Source organism: Ancylomarina sp. 16SWW S1-10-2, assembly GCF_009669305.1.
Taxonomy (GTDB): domain Bacteria; phylum Bacteroidota; class Bacteroidia; order Bacteroidales; family Marinifilaceae; genus Ancylomarina.
In genome coordinates this window covers 42,139-62,915 of record NZ_SADB01000001.1, presented here as the reverse complement: position 1 = coordinate 62,915, position 20,777 = coordinate 42,139, and the positions used below count along the sequence as shown (strand labels likewise).

At 33.6% G+C, this 20,777-nt stretch carries 18 protein-coding genes, 2 tRNA genes and 1 pseudogene; 7 read left to right on the top strand and 14 right to left on the bottom strand.

The genetic code is table 11. The features are described from left to right. Nucleotides 1-137: 137 nt before the first annotated feature. Genes EMN46_RS00305 through EMN46_RS00285 form a run of 5 tightly spaced genes read right to left on the bottom strand, consistent with a single transcriptional unit; the run spans nucleotide 138 to nucleotide 4,702 of the window. Nucleotides 138-737: a hypothetical protein gene (locus EMN46_RS00305; RefSeq protein WP_154198684.1), complete on the bottom strand. Its 600-nt coding sequence runs from the start codon at nucleotides 735-737 to the stop codon at nucleotides 138-140. A gap of 18 nt (nucleotides 738-755) precedes the next feature. After that, the gene (gene dacB / locus EMN46_RS00300) at nucleotides 756-2,177 is read right to left on the bottom strand and encodes a D-alanyl-D-alanine carboxypeptidase/D-alanyl-D-alanine-endopeptidase (protein ID WP_154198683.1); all 1,422 of its coding nucleotides are present in this window, start codon (nucleotides 2,175-2,177) and stop codon (nucleotides 756-758) included. A 55-nt stretch (nucleotides 2,178-2,232) separates the two neighbouring features. After that, nucleotides 2,233-2,433, bottom strand: coding sequence for an exodeoxyribonuclease VII small subunit (gene xseB / locus EMN46_RS00295; protein WP_154198682.1), 201 nt, complete (start codon nucleotides 2,431-2,433; stop codon nucleotides 2,233-2,235). A gap of 33 nt (nucleotides 2,434-2,466) precedes the next feature. Then, the gene (gene xseA / locus EMN46_RS00290; protein WP_368667469.1) at nucleotides 2,467-3,840 is read right to left on the bottom strand and encodes an exodeoxyribonuclease VII large subunit; all 1,374 of its coding nucleotides are present in this window, start codon (nucleotides 3,838-3,840) and stop codon (nucleotides 2,467-2,469) included. A 58-nt stretch (nucleotides 3,841-3,898) separates the two neighbouring features. Continuing rightward, the gene (locus EMN46_RS00285) at nucleotides 3,899-4,702 is read right to left on the bottom strand and encodes a toxin-antitoxin system YwqK family antitoxin (RefSeq protein WP_154198681.1); all 804 of its coding nucleotides are present in this window, start codon (nucleotides 4,700-4,702) and stop codon (nucleotides 3,899-3,901) included. Nucleotides 4,703-4,937: 235 nt separating this feature from the next. Between EMN46_RS00285 and EMN46_RS00280 the strand changes: the two genes are divergently transcribed. Both EMN46_RS00280 and EMN46_RS20160 read left to right on the top strand, forming a co-directional pair. Then, nucleotides 4,938-5,759 (top strand): thioredoxin family protein, encoded by an 822-nt coding sequence (locus EMN46_RS00280; protein WP_154198680.1) that lies wholly within the window; start codon nucleotides 4,938-4,940, stop codon nucleotides 5,757-5,759. A 51-nt stretch (nucleotides 5,760-5,810) separates the two neighbouring features. Next, complete coding sequence (locus tag EMN46_RS20160) at nucleotides 5,811-5,936, top strand: hypothetical protein (RefSeq protein WP_255447615.1); 126 nt, start codon at nucleotides 5,811-5,813, stop codon at nucleotides 5,934-5,936. Nucleotides 5,937-6,046: 110 nt separating this feature from the next. On the opposite strand, the gene dnaK is transcribed toward EMN46_RS20160, so the two are convergent. Beyond that, entirely contained in the window at nucleotides 6,047-7,960 is a 1,914-nt protein-coding gene (dnaK, locus tag EMN46_RS00270; protein WP_154198679.1) for a molecular chaperone DnaK, read from the bottom strand. A gap of 659 nt (nucleotides 7,961-8,619) precedes the next feature. Between dnaK and panB the strand changes: the two genes are divergently transcribed. Then, nucleotides 8,620-9,438, top strand: coding sequence for a 3-methyl-2-oxobutanoate hydroxymethyltransferase (gene panB, locus EMN46_RS00265; RefSeq protein WP_154198678.1), 819 nt, complete (start codon nucleotides 8,620-8,622; stop codon nucleotides 9,436-9,438). A gap of 25 nt (nucleotides 9,439-9,463) precedes the next feature. After that, nucleotides 9,464-10,177: an RluA family pseudouridine synthase gene (locus EMN46_RS00260; RefSeq protein ID WP_154198677.1), complete on the top strand. Its 714-nt coding sequence runs from the start codon at nucleotides 9,464-9,466 to the stop codon at nucleotides 10,175-10,177. A gap of 80 nt (nucleotides 10,178-10,257) precedes the next feature. Here the strand turns inward: EMN46_RS00260 and cdd are convergent, their stop codons facing one another. Next, entirely contained in the window at nucleotides 10,258-10,743 is a 486-nt protein-coding gene (gene cdd / locus EMN46_RS00255) for a cytidine deaminase (protein ID WP_154198676.1), read from the bottom strand. A gap of 244 nt (nucleotides 10,744-10,987) precedes the next feature. Between cdd and EMN46_RS00250 the strand changes: the two genes are divergently transcribed. Beyond that, on the top strand, nucleotides 10,988-11,902 hold the full coding sequence (locus EMN46_RS00250) for a glucosaminidase domain-containing protein (RefSeq protein ID WP_154198675.1): 915 nt from the start codon (nucleotides 10,988-10,990) through the stop codon (nucleotides 11,900-11,902). 190 nt (nucleotides 11,903-12,092) lie between these two features. Beyond that, a complete protein-coding gene (locus tag EMN46_RS00245; RefSeq protein ID WP_154198674.1) occupies nucleotides 12,093-15,383 on the top strand; it encodes a glycosyl hydrolase in 3,291 nt (1,096 codons plus the stop codon). Nucleotides 15,384-15,507: 124 nt separating this feature from the next. On the opposite strand, the gene fmt is transcribed toward EMN46_RS00245, so the two are convergent. The 7 genes and pseudogenes from fmt to EMN46_RS00215 all read right to left on the bottom strand — a co-directional run bounded on the left by fmt (nucleotide 15,508) and on the right by EMN46_RS00215 (nucleotide 19,804). Continuing rightward, a complete protein-coding gene (gene fmt, locus EMN46_RS00240; protein WP_154198673.1) occupies nucleotides 15,508-16,485 on the bottom strand; it encodes a methionyl-tRNA formyltransferase in 978 nt (325 codons plus the stop codon). 8 nt (nucleotides 16,486-16,493) lie between these two features. Further along, a complete protein-coding gene (locus EMN46_RS19605) occupies nucleotides 16,494-16,661 on the bottom strand; it encodes a DUF5522 domain-containing protein (RefSeq protein ID WP_195715148.1) in 168 nt (55 codons plus the stop codon). Between the two features lie 45 nt (nucleotides 16,662-16,706). Next, nucleotides 16,707-17,168, bottom strand: a pseudogene (locus EMN46_RS00235) (nuclear transport factor 2 family protein). Beyond that, nucleotides 17,161-18,621: an LptF/LptG family permease gene (locus EMN46_RS00230; protein ID WP_154198672.1), complete on the bottom strand. Its 1,461-nt coding sequence runs from the start codon at nucleotides 18,619-18,621 to the stop codon at nucleotides 17,161-17,163. Before EMN46_RS00230 ends, EMN46_RS00235 begins: the two are co-directional and overlap by 8 nt. A gap of 157 nt (nucleotides 18,622-18,778) precedes the next feature. Further along, on the bottom strand, nucleotides 18,779-19,153 hold the full coding sequence (locus EMN46_RS00225; protein WP_154198671.1) for an START-like domain-containing protein: 375 nt from the start codon (nucleotides 19,151-19,153) through the stop codon (nucleotides 18,779-18,781). Nucleotides 19,154-19,472: 319 nt separating this feature from the next. Then, nucleotides 19,473-19,546, bottom strand: a tRNA-Met gene (locus tag EMN46_RS00220). A 184-nt stretch (nucleotides 19,547-19,730) separates the two neighbouring features. Continuing rightward, nucleotides 19,731-19,804: transfer RNA gene (locus EMN46_RS00215), tRNA-Met, on the bottom strand. 393 nt (nucleotides 19,805-20,197) lie between these two features. Here EMN46_RS00215 and EMN46_RS00210 point away from each other — a divergent pair. Next, the gene (locus EMN46_RS00210; protein WP_154198670.1) at nucleotides 20,198-20,704 is read left to right on the top strand and encodes a DUF4494 domain-containing protein; all 507 of its coding nucleotides are present in this window, start codon (nucleotides 20,198-20,200) and stop codon (nucleotides 20,702-20,704) included. Nucleotides 20,705-20,777: the final 73 nt, after the last annotated feature.

Sequence of the window (20,777 nt, the reverse complement as noted above, 5' to 3'; positions counted from 1 at the left end):
ACGGGATTTTACTTCTCCATCTGCTTATCACGATTTGCGTATGCCTACAAACCTGATTAAAATTTGTAGTCGTAAGCTCTCGGATTGGAATAGGTAAAGTAGAGTTGTTTTAGCTTATTAATTTGGCTTTGGATAGCCTATATAATAATCTTCAATTCCGACAATCTATCAATTAAATCTTGGTGTAATTTTATTAAGGCAATAATAAAGTCTTTATCGTCTGCACTTCGTTGAATCATACTCATTAATTCAGCTTTTTGTGATTCGGTATTTGTTTTATAGCAAATTGAAAAAAGATTACTTTCTAAAATCGCTTTTTGAATTTTGGCAGTCATTAGTTGTTTTGCCAAATCGGATTTACTACTTCTAATTAAATAGTGCTTGTTAAATTCTTGAGAGCTTAATTTTATTTCTTTTTTGTCAAGTTTAATTAGAATTTTATCAATAAAATCGCTCAAACTCAATTCAATATCGAATTCCATTCTCGAAGAAAAAAACACTTGAAACTTTAATGGTCTCGTGTCAGATACAGTAATACTGATTTCCCACTTTTTGTGAGGAATTGTAATGTAATGCATCTCATAGGTCTTACTAGAATCAAATTTTATCTTAAATTCACCATTAAAAGATTTTGCAATTTCTTTCCACATTTCTCTTTTATGAAAATTACTCGTGTAGCCATGAGATGGCATCTTTAATAGTTTCTCGATTTTACTTTCGTCTTGTACTTCTTTCATAATAGCTGGTTTAACTAGTTACAATAGGTCTAAGAGCAAATTTGTAAATTTTTGACTTAAGTCTCTGCTAGAACAAGTATAATTATTTATGATAACACTTACAACTATTTGGTTGCCATTGTTTTTTGTGAGAATACCAGAGTAGGAGCGAACACCTGTCATACTGCCTGTTTTAGCCTTGAAATTATTTACAAGTGAACTCTGTTTGCCAAAGTTTTTGAGTGTTCCGTTCTGACCTGCAATGGGTAAGGAGTTATAGAAGGCATCAGAATTGATACTTTTACTCATATAATAGAGTATCTGATTTAAAGTATGTGCCGAGATGGCATTAAAGTGAGATAAACCGCTACCATCATAAAGAAATAACCCATTAGAATCAATTCCTTTCGATTGCCAAAATTCTTTTATGGCATCGGTTCCAGCTTGCCAACTACCTTCTTTTTTTTGATTCATTCCAATTTCAAAAAGAAGATGATCTGCAAACAAATTGATACTTTTATGATTGGTTAAAGCTACAATATCAGATAGAGGAGGTGAGCTAAATTGAACTAATGTTTTTTGAGTTTTAGTTTTAAATAATCGTCCTTTAATTGGGATACCACCAGCTTCAAGTACTTTTTTGAGATCAGATAGTAGAACCTTCTCGGGTTTTGAGACAGCTCCCTTGACTTTAAAATCGGATCTATTTTGAGGAATTGTTCCTTCTACAAGTCGATTTGTGCTTGTGTTTCCTCCAAATATATAGGCTTTGTCCTTATTAATTGTAGAACTCATTACCTTATTCGAGATTATTAAATCTTCTTGTTTACTGTCAATCTTTTGTATTTGAGTTAATTGACCAGCCTCTGTTGATTCAAAATGAAGTGTATATGTATTGTCCTTATAGCTAATAGGATGAGGTACAGCTCCGTAATAATTACCGATATCTTCCCAAATCCATGTACGAGGAATCGTGCTCTGATAATATGAATCGTCAGCTATTAGTTTACCATTAATTTGGCGAATGCCTAATTTTTTAAGTTTAGCGTAAACTGTTGAAATGAAGCGATTGTTTTGAGGGAAGTACTTCGATCCTAATGTGGGATCTCCAAAACCTCGTACAACAAGATTTCCCATTAGATTTCCATTTTCATCAATTCTGCCAGTGATATATACATCGGTCTTAAATTGAAAATCGGAACCCAAGACCTTAAGAGCCGTAGCCGTGGTAATCAATTTTTGTGTTGAAGCAGGAGTAAGACTCTTTTCAGATTGATAAGATGCTAAGATTTGTCCTGTTTGTAGGTCAGATATCTCGATACCCATACTCGCTGATCTAAATAGATCATCTTGAATAAACCCATTAACTAGTTCTTGTTCTCCTTGTTTTTGAGCTGATGCTGATAAACAAATAAGCAATAGGTAAGTGAATAAACTTAGATGTGTAGCAAATCGTGTCATGATGATGTGAGTAAGTTTTTTGATTATTTTGCTTCAATTCCTAATCCTTAATTATCTAATCTTCCATTTCATTTAAAATGTTCTCAACTTCTTTTTCTGTGTTGTGTAATTTTGCTTTGCAGATTTTAAGCAGTTCAGACACGCGTTTTACTTTATCGGAAAGCTGGTCCACATCTAATTCTTCATTTTCAATAGCCTGAATGGTTTCTTCTATTTCTGTTATTGCTTCGCGGTAGTTTATTTTTTTCTTAGGCATGATATTTCTATTTTAACGTTGAGTTTTAATAATCTATTTCTTAATGTTCTTTACCTGACTCTCGATACTACCCTTGGCAAATTTAGTTTCAATTATATCGTTTACTTCTAGTTCACGGATATCTTTCACTATTTTTCCCTTACTAAGTGTTAAGGAGTAACCTTTTTTAAGGATGTTTTCGGGATTAACATATTTGGCTTTTTGTTCAAATAGTTCAAGTTGATGTTTGTGTTTATTAAAGAATCGCTTACTCACATTACCTTGTTTCAATACAAACTGATTGAGACTCATTTGCTCCATATTAATTTGATGCTTTATGCCTAGTTTAAGATCGAAGCCAAAAGCTTGTAATTGGTGCTTTGAATTGCGTAGAAGACCTTTTCCCGAAGCTATAATACTTTGCCTAGCCATATTCAATTGGTTATTCTTACTTGCAAGAATTTGTCGAACTTGTGGGGCGAATTTTTGCGATAGTTGTTGAAGTCTATCAGACGATTCCAATAGAATATTTTGAATTCCAGAAAGGAAATTGTCCTGTAAGTTCTCGTGATATGTTTCGCATTCTTCGAAACAATCGATTAAATATTCGGCTGCCGCTGTTGGTGTTTTTACTTTCACGTTGGCAACCATATCAACAATGCTTTCGTCACGTTCATGTCCAATTCCTGAAATTACAGGTATAGGAAACTGAGCAATGTTTTGAGCTAAACCCAAATTGTCGAAACAATTCAAATCAGATGTTGAACCACCTCCACGAATAATCACGACCACATCGAAAACATCTTCGTAGGCGTATATTTTTTCTAAAGTTTCAATAATCGAATTTTCGGCCTGATTCCCTTGCATAATAGCAGGGAATAGCTTGTGATGAAATTTGTATCCTTGAGGATTATTATCCAGTTGATTGACGAAATCTTCATAACCTGCAGCTGTTGGCGACGAAATAAGAGCAATAGTTTTTGGTATCTCAGGAAAAAGAAGATCTCTATTCATATCGAATATACCTTCTGCTTTTAATTTATCTATCGTTTCTTTTTTCCTTCGAGCCATATCGCCCAAAGTGTAGGTCGGATCAATATCTTTAATATTTAGGCTGTAGCCATATATTTCTTGAAATTCAACCGTCACTTTTACCAAAACCTTAATGCCAGAACTTAGTGCTTGACCTGTGCTTGTTTTAAAATAAGGTTTAAGCATCCGGTAAGTGTAGGCCCAAATGGTGGCTCTAGCTTTTGCCGTAATCTGGTCGGTATTTTCGTCTTTTTCAATCAGTTCCAAATAGCAATGTCCTGGTTGGGTTTGTCTAAGTTCTGATATTTCAGCAATCACCCATATTTCATCCGAAAAGGCATTGGATAAGTGCGATTTAACTTGATTGTTGAGTTGATATAAGGATATGCCTTTCACAGATTGGAGTATATTTTAAAGTTGATTCACTTGGTTCATGGATAATTTTACAAAGTACTTATTTTCTCCGTTGTTTCATTAAATACGCATTGGGGTTTTGAATATAATTCTCAGGATCTATGTCCTTATTTTTATTTGCCTCCATCGTATTTATCTCTAGTTCTTCTAATTTATCAAGTTCAGCTTGGTTATTAGCAACACCCATTTGGTAATTTATGATTTTATCTATTTCACCTTTTATGGTGTAAAATATCCACTTTCCATGTCGATTACCATTCTTATATAAACCATCTATTTTAATAATTTCATTATCAAAGTAGGTCGTGAAAAAAGAATTGAGTTTACCTTTTGAATAGTTTGCTTTAACAATTTTAGTCCCATCGATATTGTTCCTTATCCATTGTCCATCCTTCAAGTTGTTTTTATAAGCATAAGTTTCGTAAATGTTCCCATTAGGATAGTAGTAGGTACTCAAACCATCTTTCTTACCATGGGTATAAAACTCTTCTATACGTACTTCCTCATTTTTGTTGAAATATTGCCATAATGAATCTTTTTGCTTATTGATATAATTCCCTTCTGCAGCTAATTGCCCGAAGGTATTATAGAGCTTTGCTTTAGCTCTTTTGCCTTCGTTTGAAAAAAATAGACGAGCTTTTATAACTCCATTCTTATAAAAACGTTTCATTTCTCCTTCAGGATATCCATCTTTAAAGTTTCCTGCATAAACTTTTTTGCCAAGTGGAGTTGTATTTTCCCAATAACCTTGTTTGCGTCCTTGTGCATCTTTTTTATTGATGCTTTGAGCGGAAATAGTAAATGACAATAGGCAAAGGAAGCTAAGGGATATGAATTTATTCATGAGAATATTCTTAAAGAGTTGTTTGTTAAGGTGGTAGTAAGTTTAATTGTTATTATCCAAAAATAGTAAGAATTTATGATTCTATTTTCTGAGTTATCATAAAAAAAGTAAAAATTTCTTTGGTTATCAATTTTTTAATGTTATGTTAGTGTGTTGTTTAAGTTCGCAAATGGATGTTATCCATTAATGTGTTGTTTTAAAGAAGTATAATAATAACTATTTAAAATTTTAATTTATGAATCGTTTCAGGTTTAGTATTATTTTATTGTTTTTGAGTTTTAGTGCTAATTGTCAAATAAATTGGTTGGATTCCTATGAACTGGCAAAGGAAATTGCAAAAGAACAAAATAAATTAATAGTTGTAGATTGTTGGGCAACATGGTGTGGTCCTTGTCTTAGAATGGAGGATGAAGTTTGGTCAGATGATAAGGTAAAGGTTTATGCAGATAGTTTTATTTTTGTAAAAATTGATTTGAGTTCAAGTTTTTCGAACCCTAATTTTACTGTTAATGCAATTCCTAAAATATTTATTACTGATGCGTGGAATACTCAAATGAAGAATTTTACTGGTTATCAAAGTAAAAGTAAAATGAATACAGTATTAAACTCATTTTGTTTTGACTTAGCTCCTCTGTATAATGGAAAGAAAGAGGTCAAGAAAGAGAATGTAGATATTGAAAGTATAGTGAAATTAGCCGTATCGTACCAAAAAACAAGTGTAAATCTTGAGCGAGATGCTAGAATCTCAATGCAAAATCAGAGTAACTTTTACTTTAAAAAAGCTGAAAAACAACTAAAAAAGGAGAAGAATAAACCCATGTTAGAACGGGTCGGAATTTTGAGTTGTATGAATAAGTCAGCTAAAAAAAGTTTGAAGTTTTTGAATAAAATTGCTCCCCAAGAGAAAACTAATTTCATGTTGAAAAATGCCATGTTAGTTAAATCGTACTTAGAATTGGAAGATAAAATTTCTGCTCAAAAATACTTTAATAAGGTTAAATCGGAAGAATTACCTTATTATGATTTTCTAGAAAAAGAGAGAGAAATCTTAAATTGATTTTAAATTTTTAGAAGTGTTGTATGCTTATTTCTTTGCACGATCTGAATCATGTTTACCGAAGTGATTGAAAGAATCGTTGTGCTTGAGAAAGGAAAAGTCATAAATGATATTCATACCTCAGAAGATACTTTGAAAGATGTAGAATCTTACTTTAGTTCTGAAGTTATTGCTTAAGATTAAAAGGTAATGAAATAAAAAAAACGCCAAGCAAAATAAATTGCTTGGCGTTTCTATTAGGTATTAGTCATGTGATTTAAACATAAATCAGCATTTCTAATTTAGAATTATTTTACTTCTTCGAAGTCAACATCAGTTACTTCATCATCAGCTTTAGCTTGTTTTCCGCCTTGAGCATTTGCTCCTGCATCCGGTCCTGCTTGTGCACCTTGTTCTTGTGCTTGAGCATTATAGATTTCTTGAGAAGCAGCTTGGAATACAGTGTTCAATTCTTCAATTGCTGTATTGATAGTATCAAGATCTTGAGCTTTGTGAGCTTCTTTCAACTTGTTAAGAGCAGCCTCGATAGGTTGTTTCTTATCAGCTGGCAATTTATCACCAATCTCTTTTAGTTGCTTTTCAGTTTGGAAGATAGTACTGTCAGCTTTGTTCAAAGTGTCAACTGTCTCCTTAGCTTTTTTATCAGCATCTTCGTTAGCTTTAGCTTCGTCTCTCATACGAGTGATTTCTTCTTCAGATAATCCAGAAGATGCTTCGATACGAATTGATTGCTCTTTTCCTGTTCCTTTATCCTTAGCAGATACGTTTAAGATACCATTAGCATCAATATCGAAAGTTACTTCAATTTGTGGTACACCACGTTGTGCTGGAGGAATATTATCTAAATCGAAACGACCGATAGATTTGTTACCAGCAGCCATTGGACGTTCTCCCTGTAGTACGTGAATATTTACAGCAGGTTGGTTGTCGGCAGCAGTAGTAAAAGTCTCAGTTTTCTTAGTAGGAATAGTTGTGTTGGCTTCAATTAATTTAGTCATCACAGAACCCATAGTTTCAATACCCATAGAAAGTGGAGTTACATCCAAAAGAAGTACATCTTTTACTTCTCCTGTTAATACACCACCTTGAATAGCAGCTCCTACAGCTACAACTTCGTCAGGATTAACTCCTTTTGAAGGTGTTTTTCCGAAGAATTTTTCTACGATATTTTGAATAGCAGGAATACGAGTTGATCCACCTACTAAAATAACTTCATCAACATCAGAATTAGAAATTCCAGCGTCTTTCATTGCTGCTTTACATGGTTCAAGTACAGCTTGAATCAATTTGTCAGACAATTGCTCGAATTGAGAACGAGATAATGTTCTAACAAGGTGTTTAGGTATACCGTTAACTGGCATGATATATGGCAAGTTGATTTCAGTACTAGTAGAACTAGAAAGCTCAACTTTAGCTTTTTCAGCAGCTTCTTTCAAACGTTGAAGAGCCATTGGATCTTTACGTAGGTCAAGATTCTCATCTTTCAAGAATTCTTCAGCCAACCAGTCAATAATAACATGGTCAAAGTCATCACCACCTAAGTGAGTATCACCGTTAGTTGATTTTACTTCGAATACACCGTCACCTAATTCTAGGATAGAGATATCAAAAGTACCACCACCAAGGTCAAATACTGCAATTTGCATGTCTTTGTCCTTTTTCTCAAGACCGTAAGCTAAAGCTGCAGCCGTAGGCTCATTGATAATACGTTTAACAGCTAAACCAGCAATTTCACCAGCTTCTTTTGTTGCTTGACGTTGTGCATCGTTAAAGTAAGCAGGAACTGTAATAACAGCTTCAGTTACTTCTTGTCCTAAGTAATCTTCAGCAGTTTTCTTCATTTTTTGAAGAACCATTGCCGAAATTTCTTGTGGAGAATATTTACGATCGTCGATTAAAACACGAGGTGTATTATTATCGCCTTTTACTACTTCATAACTTACACGTCCAACTTCTTTAGATACTTTATCAAAAGATTCACCCATGAAACGTTTGATAGAAGAGATCGTCTTAGTAGGGTTGGTAATTGCCTGACGTTTTGCAGGATCTCCAACTTTTCTTTCTCCGTTTTCAATAAAAGCCACAATTGATGGTGTGGTTCTTTTTCCTTCGCTGTTAGGAATTACAACTGGTTCATTTCCTTCCATTACAGAAACACAAGAGTTTGTTGTTCCTAAGTCGATTCCAATAATCTTACCCATTTTACTATTTATTTAGGTGTTTAATATTCAATTTTGTTTAGAGTTGTTTTTTTAACTCGATTGGATTTAATCAAAGCCTATGCCAATTATTTTTTTGCCAAAAGCAATGCATTTTTGACACAATGAATGCCAAAAGCTAGTATTCACATGACAGAACTTCTGCCAAAAAGACAGAGAATCGAATTATAAATTATCAATTAAGAATTATTAATTGGGAATATAGTAAGTAGAAAGATGAGATTTTTTATCAATAATAATTCTTTGGGCAAAACCCTACGGGTCGGGCTATCCGCACTCGCTCTTTGTAAAAAAAACAAAGGAGCTCAAACAAATGCTCCTATCCCTTTTGCAAAATACGACTACTATAACATATGAGTTGTTCCTTTTCGGTTGAGAGGTGAAAAATAAGAATGCGGAGGAAAAGTGAATAGACTCTGTCTGCGATTAACCGCATTCTTTTTTTGAAAAGAGAGACGTGAGAAATTCATAACTCTTAATTTATAACCTATAATTATATTGACCATTATTAATATGAGTGTTTGCTAGGTATTATATGTATCTGTTTCAACATATTTCAATCTTTTTTTAACTTTGCAGAATAAATTTGTAATACTTAAGTAACTTTGCAAATTCAACTAATAAAAATTAGCAAGAATAAAATGTCAATTCATAAAGAATCAATAAAACGAGTAACCACTCATATTCTTTCAGAGATGAAACTGAAAGGTGAAAAAATCGCTATGTTAACATCTTACGATTTTTCAATGGCAAGCATTGTTGATAACGCAGGTGTGGATGTGATTCTAGTCGGAGATTCAGCTTCGAATGTGATGGCTGGGCATGAAACAACCCTTCCTATTACTCTTGATCAAATGATTTATCACGGAGCTTCTGTGGTTCGTGCTGTCAATCGTGCTTTAGTTGTGGTCGATTTACCTTTTGGAACCTATCAAGGAAATTCAAAGGAAGCCTTGTGTTCTTCTGTTCGTATCATGAAAGAATGTAGTGCTGATGCGGTGAAATTAGAAGGTGGTCGTGAAATTTTAGAATCGGTAAATCGTATTTTATCTGCAGGAATTCCTGTTATGGGGCATTTAGGTTTAACACCTCAGTCAATTCATAAATTTGGAACCTACGCAGTTAGAGCTAAAGATGAGGAAGAGGCTGATAAGTTATTGGAAGATGCTAAAATGCTTGAAGAAGCAGGTTGTTTTGCTCTTGTCCTAGAGAAAATACCAGCTAAGCTTGCTAAAAAAGTTGCTGAAACGCTTACTATTCCAGTTATAGGTATTGGTGCTGGAGGTAGTGTTGATGGTCAAGTTTTAGTTGCACATGATATGTTAGGGATTACTCAGGAATTTTCACCTCGTTTTTTAAGAAGATACCACAATCTTTTTGCTGAGATAAAAGGTGCCGTTGAAAATTATATTGAGGACGTTAAATCGAAAGATTTCCCAAGTGAAAGAGAGCAATACTAAATTCATAATTATTATTTAAAAATAGATGGCAAAAGAAAAAAAAATAGAGGTCCTATTTGAGGATAATCATATAATCGCTGTAAATAAACGCAGAGGTGATATTGTTCAGGGAGATAAAACTGGAGATGAGCCTTTGAGTGAAATGGTTAAGGCATATATTAAGGAAAAATACAACAAGCCTGGTGATGTCTATTTAGGATTACCACATAGACTTGATAGACCCGTTAGTGGTGTTGTCGTTTTTGCAAAAACAAGTAAGGCGCTTACACGTTTGAACTTGATGTTTCAGCAAAAAGATGCTGAGATGAGTAAAATCTACTGGGCTATTGTGAGTAAGTGTCCAAGACTTGAAGAAGAGGTGTTGACTCATTACTTGTTGAAAAATGAGGAGCGTAATAAAAGTAATGTCTTCGATAAAAAGAAGAAGAATGCTAAAGAAGCGGTTTTGGAGTATAAACTAATGACTCGCTCTCAAAAGTATTTTTTACTTGAAGTTAAATTACATACTGGACGTCATCATCAAATTCGTGCACAGTTGGCAAGAATTGGTTGTCCTATTCGTGGTGATTTGAAATACGGTTACCCACGTTCAAATAAAGGTGGAGGAATCGATCTTCATGCTCGTGAAATCAGCTTTATTCACCCTGTTAAACAAGAGCGAATTACCATTAAAGCTCCAATACCTAAGAATGATAATCTTTGGAAAGAACTATATCATTTGGTTATAGGTAAATCTTAACAGAGTTTATTGATAATATAAAAATGGCTAAATCATCAACACTAGTTGAGGATTTAGCCATTTATTTTTATGTGAGTTTATTATTCGTCAAGCATATCCTTATCGAAATAAAGAGGTAATAGTTGTTTAATATTCTCTATTTCTAATATCTGATTCTGTCCGTAAAGCAAGACTTTCATTGGTGTATTATGTCGTTCTTGTGTTTCTAATAAAACTTGGCGACAGCTGCCACATGGAGGAAGTGGTCTTTCAAGAAATTGGTCATTACTATACCCAGCAATAGCAATACACTTTACAGGTATATCAGGGTGTTTTGAGTTGGCATAAAACATGGCGACTCTCTCAGCGCATAAACCAGACGGATAGGCCGAATTTTCTTGATTACTTCCTTGTATAATTTCACCATTTTCAAGCAAAATAGCAGCTCCAACTTTAAAATTAGAATAGGGAGAGTAAGATGATTGAGTTGCCTCTTTGGCTTTATTAATTAGATTTTGATAAATAGAATCAAGTTCTTCGATTGAAGTATATTCTAGAACAGTTGTTATGTGTTGGATTTTCTTCATACCATACAAATTTCCTGATAAATAAATATTTAGAACAAATTAACGGAGAATAGTAGGAATATCTTTCGAATTCCTATTTTTATGGTTGTTTACTAGAAGTGGTGATAAAGATATAGAATTATTATTAATATCTTATAAAAGTTAATTCTGATTTACTTAAAATCACTTGTAATATGTAAGATTATTATATTAACCTTAGCATAATATTTACCTAATTGGAATTTTTTATCTTAAAATAATGTACATGAAGCGACAAAAATCTCTACTTATAATTATTGCATTTTGTTTATTTACAACACTGGTATATGCTGAAAAGAGTCCTAGAGAACGATATATTGACAAATATAAAGAGATTGCTATTATCGAAATGAATCGTACAGGAATTCCTGCTAGTATTACTTTAGCTCAAGGTCTACTTGAGTCGGGTAATGGAGAATCGATATTAGCTACTAAGGCTAATAATCATTTTGGAATAAAATGTCACGATTGGACAGGACCTTCAATTGAAATTGATGACGATAGGAAGGATGAGTGTTTTAGAAAGTACAAAGATCCATATCAGTCGTATGAAGACCATTCAGATTTTTTGACAACTCGTTCACGTTATGCCTTTCTGTTTAAACTAAAATCAACGGATTATAAGGGTTGGGCAAAGGGTTTGAAAAGAGCTGGTTATGCAACGCATCCTAGATATGCTCATATGCTGATTGATATTATTGAGGAAGAGGAACTGTTTTTGTTTGATACGAATTCAAGAAGAAGAAATTACGCCTACTCAGAGACATCTAAGTCTGAAAAGGGGAATGGCGATTTAGATTTACGGTTAGAGGTTGCTAATGGTGTTCATTTTATAAAAGTTATAAAAGGAGATACTTTTTACAATTTGGAAAAGAAAATGGGCGTAAGTCGTGCAAAGCTTCTTAAGTATAATGAGCTGCCTAGAAATTATGTATTAAGTATCGATCAAATTTTATATCTCCATAAGAAGAAAGGCAAGGCTGCACGTGGTTATAATTTTCACTTGGTTAAAGCTGGAGAAACGCTTTACGACATTGCTCAGAAGTATTGTGTCAAAATTAAAAAGATTAGAAAATTCAATGCTTTTTCGACCAGACATGAAGTGTCCGTAGGCGATCGAGTTTATTTGAGAAAAAGGTGAGTTTAAAAATATTTTTTATGGAAAGAGAAAGATGATTCGTCGTCTTTCTCTTTTTTTGTTTTGGTTGTAATTTGTAATAGGTTATTTGTGAGTTATATGATTAGGATTTTTATTTGATAAGGGGTAAATTGAACATTAGAAAAAACAACCAAATTTCTAAAAAAATATTACTTACCTAAAAATTCTAATCATGAATACCCTAAAACGTCAGTTGAGGCTTTTTAGTCTTCTTTTTTTAATTGGAGGCTTTATCTTTTCGCCTAATATCTCAAATGCTAAAAAAAAGCAAGTTGAGAAAAAGAAGGATACGCTTATCAACTCTCAATTATTGAGTGGGCTTAAATTTAGAGGTATTGGTCCTGCAACAACTTCAGGTAGAATTGCCGATTTTGCTGTAAATCCCAATAACCATAGCGAGTACTATGTTGCAGTTGCAAGTGGTAATATTTTTAAAACAACCAATAATGGAACAACTTGGAAACCTGTTTTCGATAAGTACGGCTCTTATTCTATAGGTGTTGTTACAATGGATCCGAATAATAGCAATGTTGTTTGGGCTGGAACTGGAGAGAATAACCATCAGCGAGCTTTAGGATATGGAGATGGTGTGTACAAAACCATGGATGGCGGAAAAAGCTGGAAGAATATGGGATTAAAAGAGTCTCGTCATATTGGTGGAGTGGTTATTGATCCTAGAAATTCCGATATCGTTTTTGTAGCAGCTGAAGGATCAGCTTGGGGACCAGGTGGAGATCGTGGCTTGTATAAAACTGTTGATGGTGGAAATACTTGGAAAAAAGTTATCACAATTAGTGAAAATACAGGTGTAAATAATGTTATTATCGATCCTGTTGATCCAGATATCATGTATGCAACTTCGGAACAAAGACGTCGACATGTTTATGCTAAAATTAATGGAGGACCTGAATCAGCTATTTATAAATCTACTGATGCTGGGGAGACCTGGAGAATACTGAAGTCTGGATTGCCAAGTGTTGATAAGGGAGGAATGGGAATTGCAGTTTCACCTGTAAATCACAACTACGTGTATGCTATTATTGAGGCTGCAGGCGATAAAAGTGGTTTTTTTAGATCTACCGACAGAGGTGAGTCATGGACTAAGATGAGTTCTCATGCCAGTAGTGGTCAATATTACAATGAAATTTATTGTGACCCCATTGATGCCGATAAAGTGTATTCTGTAGAAACGTATTCTCACGTAACAACCGATGGTGGGAAAACCTGGACTCGATTGGGATTGAAAGATCGTCACGTTGATGATCATGCAATTTGGATTGATCCTACGGATACGAATCATTTTATGATAGGTGGAGACGGCGGTCTTTATGAATCTTTCGATGCTGGACTAAATTATATTTTCAAATCTAATCTTTCGGTTACTCAGTTTTATCATGTGCAGGTTGACAATGCATTACCTTTTTACAACATTTATGGAGGAACTCAGGATAATAATACGCTAGGCGGACCATCGAGAAATACAAGTAGAAAAGGAGTTACGAATGCAGAATGGGCTCCTATTTTAGGCGGCGATGGTTTTTGGGCTCAAATAGATCCTTTAGATCCTAATATTGTGTATTGCGAATCTCAATATGGAAATTCGGCACGTTACGATAAAAAGAGTGGTGAGAAAATTAGTATTAAGCCTCAAGAAAGGAAAGGTGAATTATCTTACAAATGGAACTGGAATGCACCTTTAATTATTTCTTCTCATAAAAATACACGCTTATATGCTGCAGCCAATAAACTATTTAGAAGTGATGATAGAGGAAATTCATGGCAGGTGATAAGCGAAGATTTGTGTACTGGAAAAGATAGAGATTCTTTTAAAGTAATGGGAAAATATTGGGGATCCGATGCTGTGAAAAAACATGTTTCGACTTCTCAGTATGGAACAATTGTTTCATTGGCAGAATCGCCAAAAAATGAAGATTTATTATATGTTGGTACTGATGATGGTTTAGTTCAAGTGACTCAGAATGGCGGTGAACTTTGGGAAAAAAACTCCGCATTTACAGGTGTTCCTTCAATGACTTATATTAGCGATATTTTGCCTTCAAAATTTGATGAAAATGTTGTTTATGCATCCTTCGATAATCGTAAGCGAGATGATTTTAAACCTTATATCCTAAAAAGCTCTGATAAAGGAAAAACCTGGGTTAATATTGCATCTAACTTGCCTAAAAATGGAACGGTTCATACCATTGAGCAAGATTTTATTGATCCCAACTTATTATTTGTAGGAACTGAGTTTGGTATCTTTTTTACTAATGACGAGGGTGAAAATTGGATCCAATTAAAAGCGGGTATTCCAACCATTGCAGTTAGAGACTTGACTATTCAGAAGCGTGAAGGAGATTTAGTTGCGGCTAGTTTTGGTCGTGGTTTCTTTATTTTCGATGATTATGCTGCATTAAGAAGCGTGAATCTTGATCTTATTAAAAAGGATGCTCATCTTTTCCCAGTTAAAGATGCTTTGATGTATATCGAAAATGGAGGTAAGAGTAGTATGGGGGCAACTTATTTTACAGCACCTAATCCTAAGTTTGGAGCTACTTTTACTTATTATTTGAAAGATGTTCCAAAAACCACTAAACAGGTACGTCAAGAGAAAGAGAAGAAGTTACTTAAATCGGGTGATTTTGTTCCACAAGCGAGTTGGAAAGCGATAGAGGATGAGGCTAGAGAAATTGCGCCGTATTTGGTTTTTACAATCAAAGATGCTGACGGATCTCAAATTAGAAAGATAACGTCGAAAGCGAAGAAAGGTATTAATAGGTTGAATTGGGATTTAAAATTTCCATCTTTAAATCCGGTTAAAAGTAAAGAATTTAAGCCTACAGGAAGATCTAGATCTGGTATGTTTACCATGCCAGGATCATATCAGGTTGAAATGGGAATAGTTTCTAAGGGAGACTATAAGGTATTGGCCGGACCTGTAAAATTTAATACGGTGCAGTTGAATAATACTACGCTTCCTGCTGAGAATAGATCTGAGTTGGTAGCCTTTCAACAGGAAGTGTCACGTATGTCTAAGGCTATTCAAGGAAGTTTGCAGCTAACAGAGGCTTATAAAGCAAAATTAGCAGCCATTAGAACGGTATTAATACAAGCTCCAACACAATCTGTTATGGCAACGAAAGTTGAAAAACTTGTTGAAGAGTTGGCAGAGCTTGATTTCTTATTTAATGGTGTTCAAGCTCGAGCAAGTTCGGAAGAGATTCCACCTGCACAGCTTCCTATTTCTAATAGAATTAATTCTATTGTTTGGGCACATTGGGCTAGCACTTCAGGGGTGACTCAAACAGAGAAAGATCAATTTGAAATTCTTAAAGAAGAATTCCCTGCTGCTTTGACGAAATTACAGCAGATTGCTTCTGATTTGAAATCAGTAGAGACTGAATTGGAAAAACAGGGTGCAGCTTGGACTCCAGGAAGAGTACCTACTTATAAAGTAGAATAATGATTTGAAATTAAGTTCATATATAAAAGGGATAATCCAACGAATTGGATTATCCCTTTTATTTAAATGATTATATTGACTTATCACAAAAGGATAAACCCTATGTGTTAAACGTGATTATTGATTAGTCAATGATTAGCTTATAATTGTCGATTTGTTGAAAGCCTCTTAGAAAATCTGCTATTTGCATTCTCTTTTTTCCAGCCATCTGAATAGTAGTTAGGTTTATGAATCCACCTTCCACAGCAACCTTTAAATATGTTTTTTTATCACTTAATAAAGTGCCAACAGGGTGTGAATGTGATTCAATTTCTTTATTTGCTGCGTAAACTTTAACCATTACTTTCTTATCGTTTGAATCAATAAGTTCAGTCCAAGCAGCAGGATAAGGACTTAAACCTCTAATATGATTGTGGATATTATTAATTGGTGAAGCCCAATTAATTTTGCAATCATTTTTAAAGATCTTAGGAGCATTTTTTAATTCTTCACCATCAGCTACTAATTCATTTTGAGGAATTTGAGGATAATCATTAGCTTCGATAGCTCTTACTGTTTTAACAACTAAGTTTGATCCAATTTCCATTAAACTATCGTGAACCGTTTCGAGATTATCATTTTCAGCTATGCTTATTTTTTCTTGAAAAAGGATGTTGCCCGTATCAATTTTATGCTGAAGGAGGAAGGTTGAAACACCTGTTTCTTTGTCGCCATTCATAATAGCCCAATTGATAGGAGCGGCACCACGATAATGAGGTAGTAAAGAAGCATGTAGATTTAAAGTGCCAAATTTAGGCATATCCCAAACCATTTCGGGTAGCATTTTAAAAGCAACGACTACTTGTAGGTCTGCATTTAAAGCTTTTAGCTCAGAAAGAAATGTCTCATTCCTAAATTTATCTGGTTGTAGAATAGGTAGTCCTTTTTCCAGAGCATATTTTTTGACAGCAGACTCTTGAATCTTTTGTCCACGGCCAGCAGGTTTATCAGGATTTGTAACGACTCCGACAACATTGCAGCCTGATTCAATTAGTGCATTTAAAGGAGCTACTGCAAACTCAGGAGTTCCCATGTAAACAATTCGTAAGCTATTTTGATCCATCTTGAAGTTTATTCTTTTAATGTTTGATTTCCTTTGGTATGTTTGGGGAAATAGGGACAGTGTTTGCATCCATTTCCACAACAATATCCTCTTTCGCTTAGGTATTTATGGGTTAATATACGATAACCATCAGGGCTCATATAATAATCTATATCTGGTTTTAAATCGTCGAACATGGTGTTAAGTTGTTTGAAAAAAAATGATTTTTTAGGCGTTGATATTTACTTCATTTCTATAAACTGTTTCATTTTTTCGTTTTTAACAGTAACTGAAAGTTGATAGTGCGATATTTTCCAACTATTATTTTTGGACACCAAAACACCAGATGCTCTACAAACACCCATTCACGTATTTAGTAGTTCGTTGAACCATGCTGTTTTTCTATCTTCTGAGAAATATATATTTCTATCATAGGCTTTAAAATCCCAAGCTTTACCTTTTATAAAGTGAGGTTTACAAAAGTTGTAGAATTCCGATTTAGTCCAAATTTCAGATGCATCGGTTCCTATATAGATTGCTTTATCATCTAAAACGGAGAAATATGCCTCTAAATTAGCATTAGTTGCTGCCAAATGCCAATTATCAAGTAGTGCGTTTATTTCTTGAGGTTCAGTATTTACCTTGCTCTGACAAGCTCCCAAAGAACATGTTAATGCAATAAAGACTACGAATCGTTTAAGCATCTTTTTTTTTGAAAAAATTGACTGGATTTATCTTTTTAAAGAATTTGATATAAGAGTCAATATTTAAAATTCCAGAATCAGTTGTCGCTTTATAAGTTAGAATAACACCCAATGGTAGAATGACAATTGAAGAGATCCACATCCCTAAAAATGGTGATATAACAAGTTCTCTTGCTGCTCTTTCACCTGTCATTGAAATAATATAGTAGATGATAAAGAACAGAACAGAAACAATAACTGGCATGCCTAAACCACCTTTTCGGATGATAGCTCCAAGTGGTGCTCCAATAAAGAAAAATATAATGCAGGCAAATGATAGGGTAAACTTACGATGCCATTCGTTTATATGCTTTTGTATCCATTTCTTTTTTGAACTTTGGATATTCATATTTCTAGAAATACGATCTTTTGCCTTACGGCTATAACTTAGTGCGTTTCCAACTGATGTTAATTTATCACTTAAGTTAAGTTGTTTATATAGAGAGTCGGCATTCCAAGTTTTAGCATTTAAAAGAACTTGACGTAAAGTATCCCTACGTGATGTTTTGTTTTCTTTTTTGAAATATTGGTAATTTGATAGTTGTTTAGCTAATCTTGTTTTTTCGTCTTGTAATTCATGTTCAAGCGTATCTCTTGTGTTCGATAGCTGACTTAGATTCAGCATTCGATATGAATTTCTAAATCGATCTTCATCGCTTCTTTTTAGCTCGTTACCAGGTAAGTTTATTGTGGTTTTATATAGGTCAAATTTGATTCTTCGAAATGGATATTTGTCACGATCTTTTCGTTTTGTTGCCTTAACATCTTCGTACATTTCACCACTATGGAGAGTAAGGTCCATAAACAATTTATTATCACTAGTTGCCATTATTCCTGAGTCGGCTACAATAACTTGAGTATTTCCTTGTCTTTTTCTATGATCATAAATCATTAGATTGTAAATCATACCTGTTTCCTTATTGATTTTGTCGACCTTAATTCCAAAACCAGGTAAGTCACTTGTGAAAACACCTTCTTTAAGCACTAATTCAGGGCTTTGGTGTTTTATGTCGTAGAGTAGGGCACTTGCTTTAAGAGAAGCAATAGGCATTACATAATTGGAAAAAAAGAAGGCACCCAAACCAATAAATATGACCAAAATGACTAAGGGACGCATGATTCTTTGTAGCGAAATACCAGCTGCTTTCATGGCAATTAACTCGTAATTTTCACCCATATTTCCAAATGACATGATGGATGCCAAAAGAATAGCTAAGGGAAGTGCCATTGGAACAAGAGTTGCGGAAATGTAGAACATGAATTCCGTAATTACAGTCCATTCTAAGCCTTTTCCTACAAAATCTTCTATATACCGCCATAAGAATTGCATGAGCAGCACAAACATGACAATAAAGAAGGTAAATGCTAGAGGACCTAAAAAGCTTTTTAGGATGAATGAGTGTAGTCGTTTCATGGATATGGTATTCAAGAATAAGTGCCCAACAAGTTTGATTCACTTATTACAAGCTTATTTTATAATGCAAAAACAAGACCAGTTAAAATGAATCTGGTCTTGTTACTTACAAAAATAAAGTATTTTATCAGGAATATGTATTTTTGAATGTTAAAAATTATGCACCCAATAGGTGTTTTAATTCAGAGATTTGAGAATCCCAAAGTTCTATATTTTCATCAATCTCGTCTTCATCCGCAAAATCGGTAATAATCAAAGATAAATCGTTTGTTAAAGCATCAACTTCAAATCGAAATTCAAAATAGCTATTTTCATCTTCACTATCTAGCCAATGGAATCTCACAACTTGATTATCTTTTTTGTAAATCATTTTTGCTTCTTGCTTAGAACCGTCCCATTCGAAAGTGAAGATGTTATTTTTTTGATTTACATCATCAGCAAACCATTCAGACAATCCACTTGAAGTACTTAAACGTTCAAATAATACCTTTTGAGAGGCATGAAAGACATATTCTAAATCGTATTTTGTCATATTTTCTTTTCTTTTGAAGGGTGAAATATTTCTAGTTCTATAATCTATAGCTGACTAGTTTGTAATATAATGGTTCTATTATGCCATTTTTGGGTTCGAGCTCAAAAATAGTAAATAATACTTAACTAAATTATATTTTATTATTTATTCTAGTTTTGAGTGTAAAACTTTGGGAATAGCCTCATTACTAGCTTTATTTTGTATAAGATATATAAAAAATAATTATAATCAGCAGCTTATACTTCTTTTAAGTGTAATTTGAAAAGATTCTGAGAAAAAGGCATAAAAAAAAGGCTTAGAAAATCTAAGCCTTTTTTAGTAGCGAGAGGCGGGGTTGAACCGCCGACCTCATGATTATGAATCATGCGCTCTAACCAACTGAGCTACCTCGCCGTTTCTCAATTGCGATGCAAATATAGTGTCTATTTTCAATTATAAAAATATTTTTTTTGATTTTTTGAAAATTAGATGATAAGCTTTTCTGAACCCACTGAAATATAGACTTCTATAACTTTATATTAATTTCTTTGGGGAAAATAAATAAAAAAAAGGCTTAGAAAATCTAAGCCTTTTTTAGTAGCGAGAGGCGGGGTTGAACCGCCGACCTCATGATTATGAATCATGCGCTCTAACCAACTGAGCTACCTCGCCGTTTTTCTTATCGAGCTGCAAATATAGAAGCATTTCTTTTTAAAAAAAAGGATGATTGAGAATTTTATTTAGAAATATTTCTTTCGGCGAATTAGTGTCTTTTTTATTAGAGAGTTACGTTTGTAAATTTATTTATAAAAAAATTATTCGTTTGCTTTTATTCATGTAAAAATCGGGCATAATACCTTCTTTAAAGGGTTGTGGCATGATTCGTTGGAAGATTTAAACTAGTAATAAAGATGAATGGAATAGTTATAAATCAAAAATTAAAGTGACTTTTGGACAATAATTAATGCGTTTAAAATTTCCAATATTTCTTGTGATAATCACTATCTTTGTCTGTTTATTAAAAAAAATGATATAGAATTTCTAACGATATAAAAATACAATGCTATGACTAACAACTGGTTTGAATGTAAAGTAAAGTACGTTAAGGTTGATGAAAGTGGAAAAGAGAAAAAAGTAAGTGAACCTTATTTGGTTGATGCTGTTTCATTTACAGAAGCAGAGGCTCGTATTCATACTGAGTTAGAGAAAATGATTCATGGTGATTTCATCTTAACTAACATTAGTAAATCGAATATTAGTGAATTGTTTCCAAATGAAAATGGAGATAGATGGTTTAAGGCAAAAACATCTTTTGTAAATCTTGATGAGGAATCAGGAAAGGAGAAAAAATCTAATAATTATATGTTGGTTGAGGCTAATAATGTAAAAGAAGCGTATGAGTTTCTTACAGAGGGATTAAGTGATATGCTTGTTCCTTTTGAAATACCTTCAGTTACCGAAAGTCCAATTTTAGATGTTTTTCCATTTTTTAAAGATGATGTGAACGAAGAAATTCCTGCTAATTTAAAACCGATGTCTGAGTTTGAATCAGCTACATCTGATTTTGAGTAAAGATTTTGATTTGAATATATGTAAAGGAGCTGATTATATAATTAGCTCCTTTTTTTTGAAAACTTATTTGTCT